Annotated in this window: 22 protein-coding genes; 15 read left to right on the forward strand and 7 right to left on the reverse strand. The window is 58.6% G+C overall.

Going from position 1 to position 20,434, the window contains the following annotated elements:
* Positions 1 to 16 precede the first annotated feature (16 nt).
* Positions 17 to 394, reverse strand: coding sequence for a hypothetical protein (locus tag FHT78_RS09030; protein ID WP_183742690.1), 378 nt, complete (start codon positions 392 to 394; stop codon positions 17 to 19).
* A 353-nt stretch (positions 395 to 747) separates the two neighbouring features.
* Here FHT78_RS09030 and FHT78_RS09035 point away from each other — a divergent pair, with 353 nt between their 5' ends.
* The 5 genes from FHT78_RS09035 to queE all read left to right on the forward strand — a co-directional run bounded on the left by FHT78_RS09035 (position 748) and on the right by queE (position 4,620).
* Positions 748 to 1,851: an NADH:flavin oxidoreductase/NADH oxidase gene (locus tag FHT78_RS09035; RefSeq protein ID WP_183742692.1), complete on the forward strand. Its 1,104-nt coding sequence runs from the start codon at positions 748 to 750 to the stop codon at positions 1,849 to 1,851.
* Positions 1,852 to 2,046: 195 nt separating this feature from the next.
* Positions 2,047 to 2,559 (forward strand): peptide-methionine (S)-S-oxide reductase MsrA, encoded by a 513-nt coding sequence (msrA, locus tag FHT78_RS09040; RefSeq protein WP_183742695.1) that lies wholly within the window; start codon positions 2,047 to 2,049, stop codon positions 2,557 to 2,559.
* Positions 2,560 to 2,828: 269 nt separating this feature from the next.
* Positions 2,829 to 3,539 carry a 7-cyano-7-deazaguanine synthase QueC gene (gene queC / locus FHT78_RS09045; protein WP_183742697.1) on the forward strand — a complete coding sequence of 237 codons (711 nt, stop codon included), beginning with the start codon at positions 2,829 to 2,831 and terminating at the stop codon, positions 3,537 to 3,539.
* Positions 3,539 to 3,895, forward strand: coding sequence for a 6-carboxytetrahydropterin synthase QueD (queD, locus tag FHT78_RS09050; RefSeq protein ID WP_183742699.1), 357 nt, complete (start codon positions 3,539 to 3,541; stop codon positions 3,893 to 3,895). Before queC ends, queD begins: the two co-directional genes overlap by 1 nt.
* Positions 3,892 to 4,620, forward strand: coding sequence for a 7-carboxy-7-deazaguanine synthase QueE (gene queE / locus FHT78_RS09055; protein WP_246715209.1), 729 nt, complete (start codon positions 3,892 to 3,894; stop codon positions 4,618 to 4,620). Before queD ends, queE begins: the two co-directional genes overlap by 4 nt.
* A gap of 198 nt (positions 4,621 to 4,818) precedes the next feature.
* Here queE and FHT78_RS09060 read toward each other — a convergent pair whose 3' ends face one another.
* Positions 4,819 to 5,259: a hypothetical protein gene (locus tag FHT78_RS09060; RefSeq protein ID WP_246715211.1), complete on the reverse strand. Its 441-nt coding sequence runs from the start codon at positions 5,257 to 5,259 to the stop codon at positions 4,819 to 4,821.
* Between the two features lie 309 nt (positions 5,260 to 5,568).
* Here FHT78_RS09060 and FHT78_RS09065 point away from each other — a divergent pair, with 309 nt between their 5' ends.
* The 9 genes from FHT78_RS09065 to pepT all read left to right on the forward strand — a co-directional run bounded on the left by FHT78_RS09065 (position 5,569) and on the right by pepT (position 14,196).
* The gene (locus FHT78_RS09065) at positions 5,569 to 6,042 is read left to right on the forward strand and encodes a hypothetical protein (protein WP_183742703.1); all 474 of its coding nucleotides are present in this window, start codon (positions 5,569 to 5,571) and stop codon (positions 6,040 to 6,042) included.
* Between the two features lie 192 nt (positions 6,043 to 6,234).
* Positions 6,235 to 6,501: a DUF2277 domain-containing protein gene (locus tag FHT78_RS09070; RefSeq protein WP_183742705.1), complete on the forward strand. Its 267-nt coding sequence runs from the start codon at positions 6,235 to 6,237 to the stop codon at positions 6,499 to 6,501.
* A 227-nt stretch (positions 6,502 to 6,728) separates the two neighbouring features.
* On the forward strand, positions 6,729 to 7,451 hold the full coding sequence (locus FHT78_RS09075; RefSeq protein ID WP_183742707.1) for a FadR/GntR family transcriptional regulator: 723 nt from the start codon (positions 6,729 to 6,731) through the stop codon (positions 7,449 to 7,451).
* Positions 7,448 to 8,614, forward strand: a complete 1,167-nt coding sequence (locus FHT78_RS09080) for a PLP-dependent transferase (protein WP_183742708.1) — start codon at positions 7,448 to 7,450, stop codon at positions 8,612 to 8,614. The genes FHT78_RS09075 and FHT78_RS09080 overlap by 4 nt, the downstream gene beginning before the upstream one ends.
* A gap of 36 nt (positions 8,615 to 8,650) precedes the next feature.
* A complete protein-coding gene (locus FHT78_RS09085; protein WP_183742711.1) occupies positions 8,651 to 9,910 on the forward strand; it encodes a sugar ABC transporter substrate-binding protein in 1,260 nt (419 codons plus the stop codon).
* A 94-nt stretch (positions 9,911 to 10,004) separates the two neighbouring features.
* Positions 10,005 to 10,940: a sugar ABC transporter permease gene (locus FHT78_RS09090; protein ID WP_183742713.1), complete on the forward strand. Its 936-nt coding sequence runs from the start codon at positions 10,005 to 10,007 to the stop codon at positions 10,938 to 10,940.
* A gap of 3 nt (positions 10,941 to 10,943) precedes the next feature.
* Positions 10,944 to 11,774 carry a carbohydrate ABC transporter permease gene (locus tag FHT78_RS09095; protein ID WP_183742715.1) on the forward strand — a complete coding sequence of 277 codons (831 nt, stop codon included), beginning with the start codon at positions 10,944 to 10,946 and terminating at the stop codon, positions 11,772 to 11,774.
* A 4-nt stretch (positions 11,775 to 11,778) separates the two neighbouring features.
* Positions 11,779 to 12,837 (forward strand): sn-glycerol-3-phosphate ABC transporter ATP-binding protein UgpC, encoded by a 1,059-nt coding sequence (ugpC, locus tag FHT78_RS09100; RefSeq protein WP_183742717.1) that lies wholly within the window; start codon positions 11,779 to 11,781, stop codon positions 12,835 to 12,837.
* Positions 12,838 to 12,963: 126 nt separating this feature from the next.
* Complete coding sequence (pepT, locus tag FHT78_RS09105; protein ID WP_183742719.1) at positions 12,964 to 14,196, forward strand: peptidase T; 1,233 nt, start codon at positions 12,964 to 12,966, stop codon at positions 14,194 to 14,196.
* A gap of 17 nt (positions 14,197 to 14,213) precedes the next feature.
* Here the strand turns inward: pepT and FHT78_RS09110 are convergent, their stop codons facing one another.
* The 5 genes from FHT78_RS09110 to FHT78_RS09130 all read right to left on the reverse strand — a co-directional run bounded on the left by FHT78_RS09110 (position 14,214) and on the right by FHT78_RS09130 (position 19,001).
* A complete protein-coding gene (locus FHT78_RS09110; RefSeq protein WP_183742721.1) occupies positions 14,214 to 15,023 on the reverse strand; it encodes a cell wall hydrolase in 810 nt (269 codons plus the stop codon).
* 158 nt (positions 15,024 to 15,181) lie between these two features.
* Positions 15,182 to 16,222 (reverse strand): sulfate/molybdate ABC transporter ATP-binding protein, encoded by a 1,041-nt coding sequence (locus FHT78_RS09115; protein ID WP_183742723.1) that lies wholly within the window; start codon positions 16,220 to 16,222, stop codon positions 15,182 to 15,184.
* Between the two features lie 10 nt (positions 16,223 to 16,232).
* On the reverse strand, positions 16,233 to 17,120 hold the full coding sequence (gene cysW / locus FHT78_RS09120; RefSeq protein WP_183742725.1) for a sulfate ABC transporter permease subunit CysW: 888 nt from the start codon (positions 17,118 to 17,120) through the stop codon (positions 16,233 to 16,235).
* Complete coding sequence (gene cysT, locus FHT78_RS09125) at positions 17,110 to 17,967, reverse strand: sulfate ABC transporter permease subunit CysT (protein ID WP_183742727.1); 858 nt, start codon at positions 17,965 to 17,967, stop codon at positions 17,110 to 17,112. Before cysT ends, cysW begins: the two co-directional genes overlap by 11 nt.
* A gap of 8 nt (positions 17,968 to 17,975) precedes the next feature.
* Entirely contained in the window at positions 17,976 to 19,001 is a 1,026-nt protein-coding gene (locus FHT78_RS09130) for a sulfate ABC transporter substrate-binding protein (protein ID WP_183742729.1), read from the reverse strand.
* A 355-nt stretch (positions 19,002 to 19,356) separates the two neighbouring features.
* Here FHT78_RS09130 and FHT78_RS09135 point away from each other — a divergent pair, with 355 nt between their 5' ends.
* Complete coding sequence (locus FHT78_RS09135; RefSeq protein ID WP_183742730.1) at positions 19,357 to 20,382, forward strand: porin; 1,026 nt, start codon at positions 19,357 to 19,359, stop codon at positions 20,380 to 20,382.
* The last annotated feature ends 52 nt before the right edge of the window (positions 20,383 to 20,434 follow it).

The following is a 20,434-nucleotide window of genomic DNA, read 5'->3' on the forward strand; positions in this document are numbered from 1 at the left end:
AGAGGTTTAAACGCTTTTATTCCGATCGCAATCTATCAGCCAAGGCAAGCCGCTGACGTCCTGCTTTTGATCTCGCCTTCGAGGGCTCCAGTTTCTTGATGAAGGCTCGCAGTTCCGAAGCAATGTCAGGAGCACCGAAAGCCCTTAGTTGGCGACTTGCGAGGGCGCTTGCCGCTCCGTCACCGGCTTCTATCGCCAGCGCGAATTTGACGGCGATTTCGACAAACAGGTCGAAACTGACTCCGCGCTTCGCGGCGTCGATTTCAGCTCCACTGAGCGTCATTTGCTTCGCCTCGAGTTCCAGGAATCGAAGAGCGTCGAAATCACGTCTCGAACTTGCAATTGCAAGTTGAATTTGTATGCGCATGAGGGGAGAAATAAGGTCCTTGCTCACGTCGTTCTCCATGGGCTGCAATAGCCATCGTCTCTTCGGTCACCGTTTCGAGCCTGCGGGACGATATCGCTTGATACTTTGGCAGGTGGGGCGATCGCGGACTGTTGGCCGTTTGCAGATGGAATATCGTCGGTGCAGCGATACACCCGGCCGCAGTGAGCCTGAACTAACGTTCTGCTGAAGGCTTTCTTCCTCGTGATGCAACAATCGGACGAAGCTGCTTCGCAGGCCTCTCCGCAAAGTGGACCCACACCAAAGGACAGTTCCTGACATCGCGAGGCTCTGCTAACCGTCGCAAAGATCCAACTGGGTGCTATAAACCAAGACAACCGAATACCACTTCGAGGAACGCCATGCCCCAACCTGTCCTGTTTTCGCCCTTCGCCGTGCATAATCTCGAACTCGCCAACCGCATCGTGATCGCGCCCATGTGCCAGTACTCGGCCGTCGACGGCTGCATGACGGACTGGCATCTGATCCATCTTGGACAGCTGGCGCTTTCCGGCGCGGCACTGCTGACCATCGAAGCGACCGCTGTCGTTCCCGAAGGACGCATCACCTTTGCCGATGTCGGCCTTTATGACGACCCTTCCGAGGCCGGGATGGCCCGCACGCTCGAAAGCATCAGGAAATGGTCGGATATGCCGATTGCGGTCCAATTGGCGCATGCCGGCCGCAAGGCGTCGACCGAGGTTCCATGGAGAGGCGGCGGCCAGTTTTCGCCGACCGATCCGAACGGATGGCAGACCGAAGCGCCTTCCGCTATCGCCTTCAACCCGAACTATGTGCCGCCGACTGCACTCGACCGCGATGGCATGAAGCGTGTCCGCGATGCCTTTGCCGCTGCTGCGCGGCGGGCGGCGAAAATCGGCATTGATGCCATCCAGATCCATGGCGCCCATGGCTATCTGCTGCACCAGTTCCTGTCGCCTCTATCGAACCAGCGAACCGATGAATATGGCGGCTCGCTGGAAAACCGTGCCCGGTTTCCGCTGGAGGTCCTTGACGCGGTGAGGGATGCCTTTCCCTCCGATCGGCCGGTGACGATGCGCGTATCCGCCACAGACTGGGTCGAAGGCGGTCTGGGGATTTCCGAGAGTGTGGAATTTGCCAGGATGCTAGAAGCGAGAGGCTGCGATGCCATTCACGTATCGAGCGGCGGTCTGCACCCCTCTCAGGCGATCCCGGTCAGCCCGAACTACCAGGTGCCGCTCGCCCGGGCCATCAAAAGCGCCGTAAAAATGCCTGTTATCGCCGTCGGACTGATCACCGAGCCGACGCAGGCCGAGGCAATCGTTGCGACGGGCGATGCAGACCTTATCGCGCTCGCTCGTGCCATCCTCTACGATCCGCGATGGCCATGGCACGCAGCCGCCGAACTCGGTGGGCAGGTGAAAGCGGCCAATCAATATCTCCGTTGCCAGCCGTCGCAGCTCAAAAACCTGTTTGCAAAATAGGATGGAGCGCGAATCTCCGCGCGAGAAACGCGCTATCTGCGTTGATCGTTGCTTTAAGCTGGACCTGTCGCTGGAAGAGGATATCCCGGCATCGCCCCAGTGGGCTGGCGATGATTGAGCCGAATACCCATATAGGCGTCAGCGGAGCGCACCAGACGATTCCCGCCCATCTCGCGCACTGGAAAGGACATGTCCATGACGACAGAACGTGCAGTACTTGCTGGCGGTTGCTTTTGGGGAATGCAGGACCTTATCCGACGGCTTCCCGGCGTTGTTTCGACGCGTGTCGGTTACACGGGCGGTGAAATCCCCAATGCAACCTACCGCAACCACGGCAACCATGCCGAGGCGATAGAGATAATCTTCGATCCGCAAAAGACGAGCTATCGCGATATTCTGGAATTCTTCTTCCAGATCCATGATCCGTCGACCCGCAATCGCCAGGGTAATGACATTGGCACAAGCTATCGTTCGGCAATCTTCTACGCGGATGAAAACCAGCGGCAGACGGCCGAAGATACGATCGCTGATGTGGATGCTTCCGGTCTCTGGCCAGGTAAGGTCGTGACGGAAGTCGTTCCCGTCAGCGACTTCTGGGAAGCCGAACCGGAACATCAGGATTATCTCGAGCGCATTCCGAATGGCTATACATGCCATTTCGCCCGCCCCGGCTGGAAACTGCCGAAGCGCCAGGCAAACTTCGCTTAATCCTCTGACTACGTTCGAATTTCACGAGCGGCGGCCTCGGGCCGTCGCCCGAGAGGTTTTGGTGACACGAGGCCGGCGACGTCACGGTCTTCCTTCTTTTCCGCCGCACGATCCTCCTCCCAAACTGTCCCCTTTTGTGCCTGCTTGGAGGAGTGGGTGGCGAAGGTTTTTGCCTGCAAAGTTACTAGACATCACGGCATCAGAAGTTTAGTAGGTGCCCCGCTAACCGGTCGCAGCCCACCCGGTTCAACAAAACAAGGGATCCTAAAATGAAAGTACTTGTCGTCTGCTCAGGCGGACTTGATTCTATTTCGCTTGCATACAAGATTGCGGCGGACCACCAACTGATCGGTCTGATCTCCTTCAACTACGGTCAACGGCATGTCAAAGAGCTGGAATTCGCGGCTCTTTGCGCGCGAAGGCTCGCCGTGCCACACGACATCATAGACATATCGAATGTGGGCAAGCACCTGACCGGCTCCGCCCTCACGGACGATATTGAGGTTCCTGACGGGCACTACGCCGAAGAGACGATGAAGGCAACGGTCGTGCCGAACCGCAATGCCATCATGCTGTCGATCGCGTTCGGCCTTGCTGCTGCTCGTCACGCAGACGCCGTGGCGATTGCGGTCCACGGTGGAGACCATTTCATCTACCCGGACTGCCGGCCTGGATTCATTTCTTCGTTCGAGGTGATGCAACAGCATGCGCTCGAGGGGTATGCGAATGTCAGGCTGCTTGCGCCGTACGTGAATGCCACGAAGGCTGACATTGTCACTGATGGCGCGAAAAACCGGACGCCTTTTGAAGAGACCTGGTCCTGCTACAAGGGCGATCGCCTGCACTGCGGAAGATGCGGAACCTGCGTTGAGCGCCGCGAAGCTTTCCATCTCGCCGGTGTCGAGGATCCGACCGTCTATGGCGACCCGGATTTCTGGGCCACTGCGACGAGTGCATTCAGAGCAGAAGAGGCTAAGTAATGTACCGGATCACCAAGGAGTTCCATTTCTCGGCCTCGCATCAACTGTCCCATCTTCCTGATGACCATCAGTGCGCACGTCTTCACGGCCACAATTACATAGTCGAGATCGAGCTTGCCGCCTCTGAGTTGAACGAGGATGGCTTTGTCCGTGATTATCACGAGCTTTCGCCACTCAAGCACTACATCGATGAGAGTTTCGATCACCGCCACCTCAATGATGTACTCGGCCATGACCGGGTGACATCCGAATGGCTCGCCAGGCATTTTTATGACTGGTGCAAGCAACGCCTGCCGGAGACGTCTGCTGTCAGGGTGAGCGAAACGCCGAAGACATGGGCGGAATATCGTCCATGACGGGCAGGGAGCAAAAGATCCGCATCAGCGAAATCTTCGGACCGACGATCCAGGGGGAAGGGCCGCTCGTGGGCCTTCCGACCGTTTTCGTCAGAACAGGCGGCTGCGACTATCGCTGCGAATGGTGCGATACCCTCCATGCCGTCGACAGCGCCTTCCGTGACGAGTGGACGCCGATGTCGGTCGAGGATATCTGGTCGAAAGTGGAATCACTCTCTGACGGCTGTCCGCTGACGATTTCCCTGTCCGGTGGAAACCCGGCGATTCAGCCGCTCGGGCCGCTGATAACCAGGGGAAAGCGCGATGGCTATCAATTTGCCTTGGAAACGCAGGGATCAATCGCTCAGGACTGGTTTGCAGAGCTGGATCATTTGATCCTCAGTCCCAAACCACCGTCCAGTGGTATGGAATTCAAGCCAGGCGAACTGAGGAACTGCGTGGCGGCCGCACGCAGCGGTCCCCGAATCGCGCTGAAGATCGTCATCTTCGATGAGGCCGACTATGCTTTTGCGAGGTCTGTCGCGAAGGAATTCAAAGAACTTCCGATCTTCCTGCAGCCAGGCAATCATACGCCGCCGGTGGAAGATGAAGCCTTGATCGATCTCGAAGGTATTCTCAACCGGATGCGGTGGCTGGTCGACAGGGTCGCCTCAGACCGGTGGTTTGATGCGCGCGTTCTCCCGCAGCTCCATGTCCTGCTTTGGGGAAACATGCGCGGGGTGTGATCACGTTTGAGGAAGGTTACGACCTCAGCGGCTTGATGCGCCCCGATTTCGGCGGGCTTTTTGGCATCGTTTCCAGTTGAAAGACGCCGGTCTCGGTTCGCATCAGTTCTCGATCAGTTGGTCCGAAACAACGCTGACGATGACCTCGTCGCTTCCGTTCGGGTAAAGTGGCAGGTCGAGCGTAATCGCTTCCCGGCGCTATGGGGACGATGCTTTGAAGAACTTTCTGGCGCGCCCCTGTCCATTCCCTTCTCCGGACGCTTGAGCATGCGTCTCGCTGACCAGGCGTCGTTCGAAGGCCGCAGCATCGATCTCCGCGAACGCCATGGTGCAGCTTTCGACGGTATTGTCGCCGACGGACGCCCGTGCCACTACCAGCGCCCGGAATGGTACGTCTTCGCCGGCGCTCAAATTCCAGCCCTCCAACGCGACGGGATTTTCCATCGGCACCAGACTGCTAGTCATATCCTCCGCCAGTGCTGGCCAATCCCGTTCCTTTGCTAAGGCGACCGCTCGTTGATAATCCGTTCCCCGGTTGAGGCAGCGTTCATTGAACTGGTCAAAGGGATCCGGCTCATCTGCCGCGACGACATCGGCAATGCTGGCAAGAAGAAACGCAGTTGCGAAGCCGTATGTCATCCATCGCATTAAAACCATGGGATCTGCCTGTGACCTTCGTCGGTTGTTACTGCGCCGCCTATAACTATCATCCCAATGAAAAAGGAAAAATCATGTCTCTGCATGCCGGGGTCAAGTAATGCCTCGCTCCAGCAGACGCTTGATCGCCCACAACTGGCTGGAAGATCAACCAGCAAACACCTACATGTTGAGACGCCAAAACATCGCGTTCGCGACTAATTCAAGCGGCCAAGAGTTGGGCGATGACAAAGGCCTCATATCACGTCGTCCTTTTGGACGGCACAAAGGTAGAGAAACGAGACCCGCCATATGATTTTACTGATAGTCGCGGTGGTCATCGTTATCGTCTTTTTCTTTCTGTTTCCAAAGCCGACGCTGCTTACCCTCACCGGAGTGGTGGTCGTGGGCGGCGTTGTTGCGACCTTCATCTACTTCCAGCAAAACAAACCGCGATGGATCGAGTGCCTCGGTAGAAGGCTGAGCAGTGGAACTAAGGGATGCCCAGATCCCGCCAGGCCAGTTTTCGTTCGGCTTTTCAACGGCTCTCGGCAGCAGGTGAATGTCGTCCGCTTCCGGCTGATCGCAAAACGTCGCGGCTTCAGTATTGAGTATTATTCCGACCACCTCACAAGCTACAAAATCATCGAGCCTGGTGGCACCTATGACGACTGCTGGGCGCTAAACCAATACCGAGGCCTGCAGACTTTGCCGGATAAATTGACGCCACAGGAACTGGATTGGTCAGTCGAAATATCATCGGTTGAGTTCGCAAGCAGTCGGTAGACGTGGGCGGCTCCGCCTTTATAGAGGTCGTGTTAGAAGCGAGCTTGAAGATCTTCTCATGGGAGCCGTTTCAGACGGCCGTCCACTTAACGGGATCGGTGGCCTAGTCCGTTGCAATGAGCGCTCACGGAACTAGCTTTTATACCACGTAGCCGTTTGAAGCGGCGGAGTGACGAAAAAGGAAAGCAAGGCATGTGCCGAAATATCAAGCCCCTATTCAACTTCGATCCCCCAGCGACGGACGAGGAAATCCATGATGCGGCGCTTCAATTCGTACGCAAGTTGAGCGGTACCAACAGGCCATCAAAACGCAATGAGGCGGCTTTTGAACACGCGGTGGTATCGATCGCGAAATGCGCCAGGGAGCTGCTTAACTCGCTGGAGACCTCTCAGCCTCCTCGCGACCGCGACGAAGTAGCCGCGAAAGCGCGGGCACGAGCAGCGACCCGCTTCGCCTAAGAAAGCCGCCTTGCAATTCCTCCATTTGGCGGGTGGTTCGCCCTGCCACCTGGAGTACGTTCGTGATTTCGCATTGCTTGGATACGATACTCCAAGCTGATCAGTCCCTTGGCGAAGATATCCTGCGACGTCAAACAGTATGACTTGACGCCTCTCCATCTTTGAGAAATGCTAAGATGTCAGACCAATTTTACGGTCGGCTACCTGAATAAGAGAACTTGGGGAACATGAAGGCAAATGGTAGCGACAGGCCGGTGATCCGGCCGCTTCCGGCGATGGACCGCGCCCGTCAGGTGACGGAAGCGCTGGCGCACTATGTCGAGGATGCCCGGCTTCAGGCGGGCGACCGACTGCCGGCGGAGCGTGAATTGATGGCAGCGCTTGCCGTCGGGCGGTCTACCATTCGCGAGGCAATCCGGCATTTTCAAGCGCTCGGCGTCATCGAGACGCGCAAGGGCAGCGGAACTTATCTGCTGAAACCGGTTTCCCGAGATACGGTCCACATGCCGCTGTCGCTCGATACGACGCACCAGCGTGACGCACTTTTACAGACGCTTGAGGTTCGCCGCGGTATCGAATGCGAAGCCGGCATGGTGGCCGCCCGGCGGCGAACTGCCAGAGATCTCGCGATCATCGAGGAAAAGCTCGACGAAATGGAGCGGGTGCATATTGCCAAGGGTACGTCCGGGCCGGAAGACCTTGCTTTCCACCTCGCTGTCTATGACGCCACGCACAATCCGTTGTTTCGGCAACTGCTGGAGCAGATGCGCGAAACCTTCGAGCGTTTTTGGTCGCATCCCTTTGACCGGCAGGATTTTGCCCGCCGCTCCTTTCCCTTCCACCGAACCCTTTTCAACGCGATTGCCGCCCAGGACACCGAGGCGGCGCGGCGTGAGACACTGAAAATCCTCGACGTGGTCGAGGAAGACATCAAGGAAATGTCCCGATGACTGACGGCCTCGAACCGTTCGACCTTGCCTCGCTGATCACCGCTCATGACGAAGGCAACTTCGCAGAAGCAGTCGTCCCGCCGATTTTCCAAACCTCGCTTTTCACCTTCTCCGACTACGATGACATGATCGCCTCCTATCGCGGCGAAAAGGTGCGGCCGATCTATACGCGTGGCCTCAACCCGACCGTGCGTATGTTCGAGGAGATGCTGGCAAAGCTCGAAGGTGCCGAGGATGCTTTGGGTTTTGCAAGCGGCATGGCGGCAATCTCCTCTGCGGTACTGAGCTTCGTGGAGCCGGGCGACCGCATCGTCGCGGTCAAGCATGTCTATCCCGATGCCTTCCGCCTGTTCGGCACGATCCTGAAGCGCATGAAGGTCGAGGTGACCTATGTCGACGGCCGTGATGAAGAGGCCATTGCCAAGGCGCTGCCAGGCGCCAAAGTCTTCTATATGGAGAGCCCGACGAGCTGGGTGATGGAAGCCCATGATGTCGGCGCGCTCGCCGCACTCGCCAAGAACCATGGCGTCGTCACCATGATCGACAATAGCTGGGCGAGTCCGTTCTTTCAGCGGCCGGTAACGCTCGGCGTCGACCTCGTCATCCATTCCGCCTCCAAATATCTCGGCGGCCACAGCGATGTCGTTGCCGGTGTTGTTGCCGGTTCGAAGGAGATGATCGCCCGCATCAAGGCCGAATCCTATCCTTATCTCGGCGGCAAGTTGTCGCCCTTTGACGCTTGGCTGCTGATCCGCGGCTTGCGGACCCTGCCTTTGCGCATGCGGGCGCATGAGGCGGCGGCCATGACGATCGCGCAGCGCCTGCAGGCGCTCGACGTGGTCGAGCAGGTCTGCCATCCGGGCCTCGCCAACCGCCTGCCCGCCGGCCTCAACGGCACGTCGGGTCTTTTCTCGTTCATATTCCGCGAAGGAATCGACATCAGAGCCTTCGCGGACCACCTCAAGCTTTTCAAACTGGGTGTCAGCTGGGGTGGGCATGAAAGCCTGATCGTACCGGGCGAAGTTGTGCTGCAGCAGAAGGCACAGCCGAATTCCGCACAAGCTTTCGGCATCAGCCCGCGATCTGTGCGCCTTCACATTGGCCTCGAAGGAACCGAGGCCCTGTGGAGGGATATCGAGGAGGCGATTGCCGTCGCCTCTTAACCGAAACCTCACAACAACTACGGAGGGGAACCAAAAATGAAAAAGCTTATTCTTTCAACGCTCTTTGCCACGATGATGGCGGGTACGGCTTTTGCGGACACGACGCTCAAGCTTGTCGAAGTCATTACCAGCCCGGAGCGCACCGAAACGCTGAAATCGATTGTCGGCAAGTTCGAAGCCGCCAATCCCGGCACCAAGGTCGACATCATCTCGCTGCCCTGGAACGAAGCCTTCCAGAAGTTCGCGACTATGGTCTCGGCCGGCGATGTGCCCGACGTGATGGAAATGCCCGATACCTGGCTGTCGCTCTATGCCAATAACGGCATGCTCGAAAGCCTCGAGCCCTACCTTGCAAAATGGGAGCACACCAAGGAATTGACGCCGCGTGCGCTCGAACTCGGCCGCGATGTCAAGAACACGGCATACATGCTGCCTTACGGCTTCTATCTGCGCGCCATGTTCTACAACAAGAAGCTGCTCGCGGAAGCCGGCGTGAAGGAACCGCCGAAGACCATGGAGGATTTCACCAAGGCCTCTGAAGCCGTCTCCAAATTGCCGGGCAAATACGGCTACTGCATGCGTGGTGGTCCGGGCGGCCTGAACGGCTGGATGATCTTCGCCGCCTCCATGGCCGGCGACAACAAGTACTTCAAGGAGGATGGCACCTCGACCATGAACAGCGAAGGCTGGGCAAAGGGCATCGAGTGGATGGTCGACCTCTATAAGAAGGGCTATGCGCCGAAGGACAGCGTCAACTGGGGCTTCAACGAAGTCGTCGCCGGCTTCTATTCCGGCACCTGCGCCTTCCTCGACCAAGATCCCGACGCGCTGATCGCGATTGCCGAGCGCATGAAGAAGGACGATTTCGGCGTCATTCCGCTGCCGAAGGGTCCCGCCGGCAAGTCCTATCCGACCATTGGTTACGGCGGCTGGTCGATGTTCACGACGAGCCAGAACAAGGATCTTTCCTGGAAGCTGATCGCCACGCTCGAAGGGCCTGAAGGCAATATCGAGTGGAACAAGAAGATCGGCGCCCTGCCGGCCTATACGGCGGCCGAGAAGGATCCGTTCTACGCTGGTGACCAGTTCAAGGGCTGGTTCGAGGAGCTTGCCGACAAGAATACGGTCCCGACCGTCATGCCGACCTACCTAGAGGAATTCGCCTTCTTCAAGGATTCCATGGCGATCAAGACCTCGCAGCAGGCGCTGCTCGGCGACATCTCGGCCAAGGATCTTGCCGATCAGTGGGCCGACTACCTCACCAAGGCGCAACAGAAGTTCCTCGCTAAGAAGTAAGGCCAAAATCGCAAACGGCGGCGGAGATCTTCCGCCGCCGCTCATGCAACGACAGACGGCGCGCAGAAGTGCCGCAAGGGGAAGTATCGGGTAAATGACTATCACCGCCGACACGCTCGAGATGCGCCACGACCGCCGGCCATGGCTGCGCCGCCTGGCCGATGCCTCGGAGCCTTATCTCTATAGCGCGCCCTCGTTGATCCTGATCATTGCGGTCATGCTGGTCCCGCTGGTGGTCGGCGTTTCCTATGCCTTCCGCGATATCCAGCTTCTCAATCCTTTTTCCGGTGGCTTCGTCGGGATCGAGCATTTCCGCGAGCTTGCACAGGACAAGGCCTTCTATGGCGCGCTGAAGAATACGCTCTGGTGGACCGGCGCTTCCGTCATCCTGCAATTCATCTTCGGCCTGATCCTCGCCCTCCTGCTCGACAAGCCGTTCTGGGGCAGGGGTGTGATCCAGGCGCTCGTTTTCCTGCCTTGGGCCGTACCGTCATTCCTTGCCGGCCTAAACTGGGCCTGGCTTTTCAATCCGGTCATCGGGCCGATCCCGCACTGGCTCTTTGGGCTCGGGCTGATGAGTGAGCCGGGCAATATTCTCTCCGATCCGCAATATGCGATGTGGGGCCCGATCATCGCCAATGTCTGGTGGGGTATTCCCTTCTTTGCCATCACGCTGCTTGCAGCCCTGCAGGCGATCCCGCGCGATCTTTATGAAGCGGCCTCGATCGATGGCGCCGGCTGGTTCCAGCGCTTCTGGTCGATCACCTTGCCGTTTCTGGCGCCGACCATTGCCATTACCGTCATGCTGCGCACCGTCTGGATTTCGAATTTCGCCGATCTCATCGTCGTCATGACCGGCGGCGGCCCGGCGGACAGGACGCAGATTGTCGCGAGCTACATCTTCACCCAGGCCTTCAAGCGGCTCGATTTCGGCTATGCCTCGGCGATTGCGCTGGTGCTGCTGGTCCTGCTTCTCGCCTATTCCATGCTGATCATCCTGCTGCGGCAGAGCCTGCTGTCCAAGGATTGAGCCATGAGACGAACCATTCTCCCCGTCATCGCGCATCGTCTGGCGATCCTCGTCTATGTCGTCTTCGCGCTTTTCCCGCTCTTTTGGCTCTTGAAGGTCTCGGTAACGCCGAATGACCTGCTCTATACCGAGGGTGTTCGCATGTGGCCGTCGCGGACCACTTGGGAGCACTATAGTTTCGTGCTGCAGCACAGCGCCTTCCCGACCTTCTTCAAGAACAGCGTCATCGTTTCCGCCTCAACCGCGGTAGCGGTGACGATCTGCGCGTCGCTGTCGGGTTATGCGCTGTCGCGTTTCAATTTCCGTGCAAAATACTGGATCGTGGCGCTGATGCTGCTGACGCAGATGTTTCCGCTCGTCATGCTGGTGGCGCCGATCTTCAAGATCTTGTCGCCGCTGCATCTTACGAACAGCCTGACCGGCCTCGTCATTGTCTACACCGCCTTCAACGTGCCCTTCGCGACCTTCCTGATGCAGTCCTTCTTCGACGGCATTCCGAAGGATCTCGAAGAGGCGGCCATGATTGATGGGGCCACCCAATTCATGGCCTTCCGGCAAATCATCCTGCCGCTGACCTTGCCCGGCATCGCGGCAACCCTCGGCTTCGTTTTCACCGCGGCGTGGAGCGAGCTGCTTTTCGCACTGATGCTGATCAACGGCAATGACGCGGCGACCTTCCCGGTCGGTCTTCTCACCTTCGTTTCGAAATTCTCCGTAGATTTCGGGCAGATGATGGCTGCAGGCATCATGGCGCTCATTCCGGCCGGCCTCTTCTTCCTGCTCATCCAGCGTTATCTCGTCCAGGGCCTGACGGCCGGCGCGGTCAAGGGTTAGTCACATGGCATCGATCGACATCAAGAATATCAAGAAATCCTACGGTCATTTCCCGGTGCTGCATGGCGTCGATCTGGAGATCAAGGACGGCGAATTCGTCGTCCTCGTCGGCCCGTCCGGTTGCGGCAAGTCTACGCTGCTGCGCATGATCGCGGGCCTGGAAGACGTGACGGGCGGCGAGATCCGCATCGCCGGCAATCGCGTCAACGAGCTGCATCCGAAGGACCGCGACATCGCCATGGTGTTCCAATCCTACGCGCTCTATCCACATATGAATGTCGCCGGCAATATGAGCTACAGCCTGAAGCTCAGAAAGACGGCGAAGGAAAAGATCGCCAGCGCGGTGGCCAGCGCCGCGACGAAGCTCGGCCTCGATCCGTTGCTGGAGCGCCGGCCGAAGGCACTCTCGGGCGGTCAGCGGCAGCGCGTCGCCATGGGCCGCGCCATCGTGCGCCAGCCGAAAGCCTTCCTGTTTGACGAGCCGCTGTCGAACCTCGATGCGCGCCTGCGCGAGCAGATGCGCGCCGAGATCAAGAAACTGCATGGCGACCTCAAGGCGACCTCGATCTACGTAACCCACGACCAGATCGAGGCGATGACGCTGGCGGACCGGATCGTCGCCATGCATGGCGGGGTCGTGCAGCAGGTCGGCAGCCCCTTGGAACTTTATGACCGCCCCGCCAATCTCTTCGTGGCGGGTTTCATCGGCTCGCCAGGCATGAACTTCCTCGATGCGAGCTATGAGCCAGGCGGCGTGAAGCTGAAGGACGGCACGATCGTGCCACTCGACACATCATTGTCTTTATCGACAGGCGAAAAGGTGACCCTCGGCATCCGGCCCGAACATGTCGTGATGACGAACGATGGGGTCGGGATTGCCGCCGATGTCGAACTCGTCGAACCGACAGGCTTCGGCATAATCCTGCATCTCTCTCTGCACGGCCTGCCGTTCAAGATCTTCACGCTTGATCGTGATGCGCTGAGCGCGGGACCGACGGTCAATGTCGCTTTTCCGGCCAAACACCTGCATGTGTTCAATGGTGAAGGCAATCGCATCGATTGAGCCGGCAAAGGCGATAGCCCGGCTCGGGGCGGATGCGATGCAATCCGTCACAAGCGGAAAAGACCTTTCATCACAGGGCCTCCGATGGCTATATGATCGAACGTTGATCATGCTGGAATGGATATTATGACAGACACTGTTCTCGACCGTTTTCTCCGCTACGTCGTCATCGACACCCAATCCGATCCCGCCTCATCCACGCAGCCGACCACCGAAAAACAGAAGGATCTCGGCCAGGTTCTGGTCGCCGAGCTCCTGGAGATCGGCCTTTCGGATGCTCATCTCGATGAGCATGGTTATGTTTATGCGACGATTCCGGCCAATACCGACAAGAGCGTGCCGGTCATCTGCTTCTGCTCGCACATGGACACTGCGCCTGACTTCACCGGCAAGAACGTCAAGCCGCAGATGGTGAAGGCTTATGCGGGCGGGGATATCCAGCTTCCCGGTGATCCGAGCCGGGTGATCCGCGTGTCGGAACATCCCGAGCTGAAAAACCAGATCGGCAACGATATCGTTACCACCGATGGGACGACCTTGCTCGGCGCCGACGACAAGGCTGGCCTGGCAGAAATCATGACTGCGGCCCAGGTCCTCGTCGACAATCGTGAGATCAAACACGGGCCGATCAAGATCCTGTTCACGCCGGACGAAGAAGTCGGTCGTGGGGTCAACAAGGTCGACCTGGAGAAGCTCGGCGCGGATTTCGCCTATACGATGGACGGCGAAACCGCCGGCCATATCGAGGACGAGACCTTTTCGGCAGATAGCGTCGATATTGTTATCACAGGCGTAGCAATCCATCCGGGTTTTGCCAAGGACCGGATGGAAAACGCCATCAAGATCGCCGGCGCGATCATCGACCGGCTACCGAAGGAGATCGCGCCGGAGGCGACGGAGGGAAGGCACGGATTCATTCATCCTACAGGAGTGGCCGGCTCGATGGAAAAGACCGCAATCAGCCTTATCATCCGCGATTTCACAAACGAGGGTCTGACCGAAAAGGAGGCCATGCTCGAAGCGATCGTCAAGGATGTGATGAAAGCTTATCCGGGCTCGACCTATGATTTCGACGTGAAGGAACAGTACCGCAATATGAAGGTGGTGCTCGACCGTCATCCCGAGATCGTCGAGAACGCAGTCGAGGCGGTGCGCCGGGCGGGTATGACGCCGGTGCGCGGCAGCATCCGCGGCGGCACCGACGGCTCGCGTCTTTCCTTCATGGGCCTGCCGTGTCCCAACATTTTCGCTGGCGGTCACGCTTTCCACTCGCCACTCGAATGGATCAGCCGCCAGGATATGGAAAAGGCTGTCAGAACGATCGTGGAGCTTGCGAAGGTCTGGGAAGAGCGCGCCTAGCGCTCCTCCCTCCAGGATCAGCCGCCGTCTGCCGGAATGCTTGGCCGCAACATCACGCTGTCATAGGCAGGGCGCGGTGTTGGGATGGCGATCGGTGTGCCGGGTTCAGGCTCGATTGCCGTCGCCGCTGCGGGCATCGGCATCGGGTTGATGCTTGCCGTCGCCGCTGGGTCGGGAGATGGGATAGGTACCGGAACCTCCGACGGAATCAGCATCTCGAACTGTGGCGGCAGCATGCTCTCGCCGGGGACATAGTTCATTGCGACTTCGTAGGACGGCAGTGGTGGCGGCGTTTCGAGCGTGCCATTTTCGTCGCGCTTTTCGTAGAAGGCGTTGCCGCCCGCTACCGTCACATAGTGCATGTTATTGTAGGGAAATTTCAATCCCGCGGTGTGGAAGAACATCGCATCTCCCACGGCTGGATGACGCTCGCCCTTCAGGACCGCATCAGCCGCTGTCGTAAGTTCAGGTTCGGCCTGCGGCTTGACCTCGCGGGTCATGACGCCTGGCGCAAACTGCTTCTTCTGGGCCACGACGCCGCAGATGGAGTCGGCATAGGCGCCGGAGGTCAGCCTGTTCATGATCACACTGCCGACGGCCAGATAGCCAGCCTCGTCCGAATGCTGCGATTCGAAATACATCGCTCGCTTGAGGCAGTCGCGATCCTTGGTGGTATAATTGAAAGTGACTTTTGCCGACTGAGCCTGTTTCTGCTTGGCTTTGACCGGCGCTGCCGCCGGTTTCGGTGTGGTTGTGCAGCTTGCGGCTGCTAGTCCTACGAATAAAATCCCAACCAGGGATTTTCCAAAGGAAATCTCCGCCCTCAACGCCAGGTGCCTCCTATTGGAATTAGTCCAGCCCTTTTCGATTCAGCGAAAACGTTTTACCCGGCATGTGACAAAAATACAAACAACCGGAGATAACAAAAATAACAAAGGGTTCCCGCTGAAATACGATTCTGGCGGGAACCGGTATTGCGGCGATATCAATTCCGGAAGAGCTTCCAGCGAGTCGGCTTGAAGGCGACGCGTAAGCGATCCAACCTGTCGGCTTCGCTCGGCGGAAGTTCGATTTCGATATGCGGCCGCTCCTTACCGATATCGAGTTCGATATGGCGAGTGCCAGCGACGCGCCGGCTTGCGATCGGTTGGCCGGCAATGCAGTTTTCGGCGGATTCGCAAAGCCGGACATCGTGCGGGCGGAAATAGAGCTGCGCAGCGCCATCAGCTTCGCCCTCGGCGTTGAGACCGAGCGAACGGCCTTCGAAGCGGATATCGCCGCCGGCGACCTCCACCTGCAGGCAGTTGGACTGGCCTACGAAGCCGAAGACGAAAGGTGAATTGGGGCTGTCGTAGACCTGATCCGGCGTGCCAACTTGCTCAATCGCACCCTGGCTCATGACGACGACGCGGTCGGCGAGCTCCATCGCTTCGTCCTGATCGTGGGTGACGAAGACGGTGGTGTGGCCGGTGCGATCATGGATTTCGCGCAGCCATTTGCGCAGGTCTTTGCGCACCTGCGCATCGAGCGCGCCGAAGGGCTCATCGAGCAGCAGGACATTCGGCTCCACGGCCATGGCGCGGGCCAGCGCCACGCGCTGGCGCTGGCCTCCAGAAAGCTGCGCTGGATAGCGTTTTTCAAGGCCTGAAAGCTGTACGAGATCGAGCAGTTCCAGCGCCCGTTTGCGAATCTCTGCCTTCGGCGGACGGCGCGATGCACTGCGCACCTTCAGGCCGAAGGAGACGTTGTCGAGCACCGTCATATGGCGGAAAAGCGCATAGTGCTGGAACACGAAGCCGATATTGCGTTGCTGGACTGTCTTTCTCGATGCATCTTCGTCGCCGAAGAAAATCAGACCATCGGTCGGGCTTTCGAGGCCGGCGATGAGGCGCAGCAGCGTGGTCTTGCCAGAGCCTGAGGGGCCGAGCAGTGCGATCAGTTCTCCCGAGCGGATGTCGAGCGAGACATCGTGCAGCGCCGGAAAGCGATCGAATTCCTTGCGTAGGTTTTGGACGCGTACTTCCATGCTAGTTCCTTCAGTGCCGCCGGCTGGCGGCGATTTCCGCGCTATAGCGCATTTCCAGTAGCGTCTTCAAAACAAGCGTGACGAGGGCAAGCAAGGCCAGAAGCGAAGCGACCGCAAAGGCTCCGGTGAAGTTATATTCGTTGTAGAGGATTTCCACCTGCAACGGCATCGTGTTGGTTTGCCCGCGAATATGGCCTGATACAACCGACACGGCGCCGAACTCACCCATGGCGCGGGCGTTGCAGAGCAGCACTCCATAGAGCAGGCCCCATTTGATGTTCGGCAGCGTGACGTGCCAGAAGGCCTGCCAGCCGCTTGCGCCAAGCGAAAGGGCTGCCTCTTCATCCTGCGTTCCCTGTTCCTGCATGAGCGGAATGAGCTCACGTGCAACGAAGGGGAAAGTGACGAACATGGTGGCGAGGATCAGCCCCGGCGCTGCAAACAGGATCTTGATGTCATTGGCACTCAGCCATTGGCCGAGCCAGGTGTTGGCGCCGAAGAGCAGCACGAAGACCAGGCCCGAGATAACAGGTGAGACCGAGAAGGGCAGGTCGATCAGCGTGGTCAGGAACGCCTTGCCTTTGAATTCGAACTTGGCGATCGCCCAGGCAGCGGCGATGCCGAAGACGAGGTTCAGCGGCACGCTGACGCCGGCGACGATCAGCGTCAGGCGGATCGCCGAGAAGGTTTCGGCGTCCTGAAGGGCTGTGAAGAAAGCGCCGGCACCTTTGCGGAAGGCCTCGACGAAGACGGCCGCAAGCGGCAGGAGCAGGATCAAGAGCAGGAAGACGAGCGCGACGACGACCAGCGTGATACGGGCGACCTTGCTTTCGGTGACAGCCGAATGAACCTTGTGCGGCTCTGCGGTCGAAACGGTTGCGGTAGCATTAGACGCCATAACCGTACCTCCGCCTGCTCCAGCTCTGGATGAGATTGATGACAAGCAGCATCGTGAAGGAGATAATCAGCATGATCGCCGCAATGCCGGTCGCTGCCGCGTAGTTGTATTCTTCGAGCTTGATAACGATCAGCAGAGGGGCAATTTCCGATTTGAACGGCAGATTGCCGGCAATGAAGATGACCGAGCCATATTCGCCGACCGCGCGGGCGAAGGCGAGAGCGAAACCCGTCAGGACCGCAGGCGCAAGGCCCGGCAGCAGCACGCGTGCGATTGTCTGGAAGCGATTGGCGCCGAGCGTGGCGGCAGCCTCCTCCACCTCCTTGTCGATCTCTTCCATGACCGGCTGGACCGTTCGCACGATGAAGGGCAGGCCGACGAAGATGAGGGCGACGACAATGCCAGCCGGCGTGAAGGCGATCTTGATGCCGAGTGGCGTCAGGAACTGCCCGACCCAGCCGTTCGGAGCATAGAGCGTGGTCAATGCGATGCCGGCGACAGCTGTCGGCAAGGCGAAGGGCAGGTCCACCATGGCATCGATGACGCGTTTGCCGGGGAACCGGTAACGCACCAGCACCCAGGCAAGGATAACGCCAAAGACGACATTGAGACAGGCGGCGATGAAGGCGCAGCCGAAGCTGATGCGCAGCGCGCTCAGCGTCCGCTGGTCGAATGCAATGCCGAAGAACTTCTCCCAGCCGAGTGCGCTCGACCGCCAGGCGAGGCCAGACAGCGGGATAAGGACGATAAGGGTAAGCCAGATCAAGGTAAGGCCGAGCGCCAGTCCGAAACCCGGAATGACGCTCGGCCGCTTGAACCGCCACCGTGTGGGGTTATGTGCGCTCATAAGACCTATTATTGGGCCGGCTTGTAGATCTGGTCAAATACGCCGCCATCGCCGAAGAATTTCGGCTGTGCTTCTTTCCAGCCGCCGAAGTCGTCAATCGTGGCGAGCGTCAGCTTCGGGAAGCGGGCAATGTCGGCCGGATCGGCTGCTTCCGGCTTGATCGGCCGGTAATAATGCTTTGCCGCGATCTTCTGGCCTTCATCCGAATAAAGGTAGTTCAGATAGGCTTCCGCGACCTTGCGTGTGCCCTTCTTGTCGACGTTGCCATCGACGATTGCAACAGGCGGATCAGCGCGGATCGAGAAGGTGGGAGTCACGATCTCGAACTGGTCTGGGCCGAGTTCCTCGAGCGAGAGATAGGCTTCGTTTTCCCACGCGAGCAGGACATCGCCGAGGCCACGCTGGACAAAGGTGGTCGTAGCACCACGAGCGCCAGTATCAAGAACCGGAACGTGCTGCAGCAGTTTCGCCACATATTCCTGCGCCTTGCCGTCGTCGCCGCCATTGGCCTGTTTTGCCCATGCCCAGGCAGCCAGGAAGTTCCAGCGAGCGCCGCCCGACGTCTTCGGGTTCGGCGTGATGACCTGCACGTCCTCCTTGACCAGGTCGCCCCAATCCTTGATGCCCTTCGGGTTGCCCTTGCGCACGAGGAAGACGATCGTCGAAGTGTAGGGGGTTGAATTGTTCGGGAACTTGGTCTTCCAGTCGGCCGGGATCTTGCCGGTCTTCTTGGCGATGGCATCGATATCGCCTTCGAGGGCGAGCGTCACGACATCGGCTTCCAGGCCGTCGATGACGGAGCGGGCCTGGGCGCCGGAACCGCCGTGCGATGCCTGGATCGTCACGGTTTCACCGGTGTCCTTCTGCCACTTGGCGGCAAAGGCAACGTTGAAATCCTTATACAATTCGCGCGTCGGATCATAGGATACGTTGAGAAGCGTCTGATCGGCGAATGCAGGTGCGACGCTGCCGATCGCAAAACTGCCTGCCACGACCGCGGCCGCAACGAGCCGGGTGAACCTTAAAGCCTGCATGGAAACCCTCCGTGTTTATACGCTAAACTCTATCAACTAGGTCGTATAATGAAACGAAGATTGTTCCGGTTCCGGGGGCCAACCTTAGAAAGCCATCCCATTTTCACCAGACGTTTGCGAATGAGACGTCCTGCCGTTGGCCGCGGCCAATTATGGCACCTCGTCGCAATTGTGTTTTTTCTGCCACAGTTCCATCGCGAAAGTGACATTGGTGTGTCGATTTTTGGTCATCTTTTACAGCGTTGACGTTTTCGAGTGCCTACATGGACTTCCGGTCGTTGGGATTCGGCGACCGACGGTGGGGGTGTCCTTGAAGCATTGCCTGCCTCTTTACTAACCGTAAAAGGTCTTTCTGATGTCTATTAAAACTATCCTTTTTGGCTCCGTTGCCGCCCTTGCAGCGGTTTCCGGAGCACATGCAGCCGACGCTATCGTCGCCGCCGAGCCGGAGCCCGTAGAATATGTTCGCGTTTGCGACGCCTACGGGACTGGCTACTTCTACATCCCGGGCACGGAAACCTGCCTGAAGATCGAAGGCTACATCCGTTTCCAGCTTAATGTCAGCCAGAACGCTGGCGGCCGGGATGCCAACGACTCTGACTGGGATGCCGTTACCCGTGGTCAGGTCACCTTCCAGACCAAGAACGACACCGAGTATGGCACGCTCACGGGCGTTATCACGCTGCGTACCAACGCTGACAACGCCACCGACCAGAAGACCACGCTCGATGAAGGCTACATCGACATTGCCGGCTTCCGCGTTGGTAAGCAGTACAGTTGGTGGGATGACGATCTGAGCGGCGAGACGGACACGCTCTCGAGCAATGAGACGACCCACAACTCGATCCGTTATCAGTACGAGACGGACCGCTTCGCAGCCGGTATCTCGCTCGACGAACTTGAAGAAGACTATGTCGAGAAGGATGGCGAAGGCCCGAACAACTTCGGCGTCGCAGCCCAGGTTTCCTTCAAGAGCGGCGCATTCAGCGGCTACCTGCTCGGCAGCTACGATACCGACAACGAGGAAGGCGCCATCCGCGCAATCCTGTATGCCGACATCGGTCCCGGCACCCTCGGCCTCGCTGGCATCTGGGCTAGCGGCGCTAACTACTACTATGAAGAGTCCGAATGGACGGTCGCTGCCGAGTACAAGGTCAAGCTCACCGACAAGTGGGCCGTTACCCCGGCCTTCCAGTACTTCGACAAGATCGATCTCGATGCCAACGGTGACTTCACCGGCGGCAGCGCCTACACCACGGGTGTTACCGTCGACTACCAGATCGCTGAAAACCTGCGCAGTAAGGTCAGCGTTCAGTACCACGACGAAGAAGACGGCGACGACGAAACCTTCGGTTTCCTGCGTCTGCAGCGCGACTTCTAATAAAGGGCTGCCCGACGCGGCCCCTGTTCTCGATTTGCCTTCCCCCCGCTAC

Source organism: Rhizobium sp. BK196, from assembly GCF_014193255.1.
GTDB lineage: Bacteria > Pseudomonadota > Alphaproteobacteria > Rhizobiales > Rhizobiaceae > Rhizobium.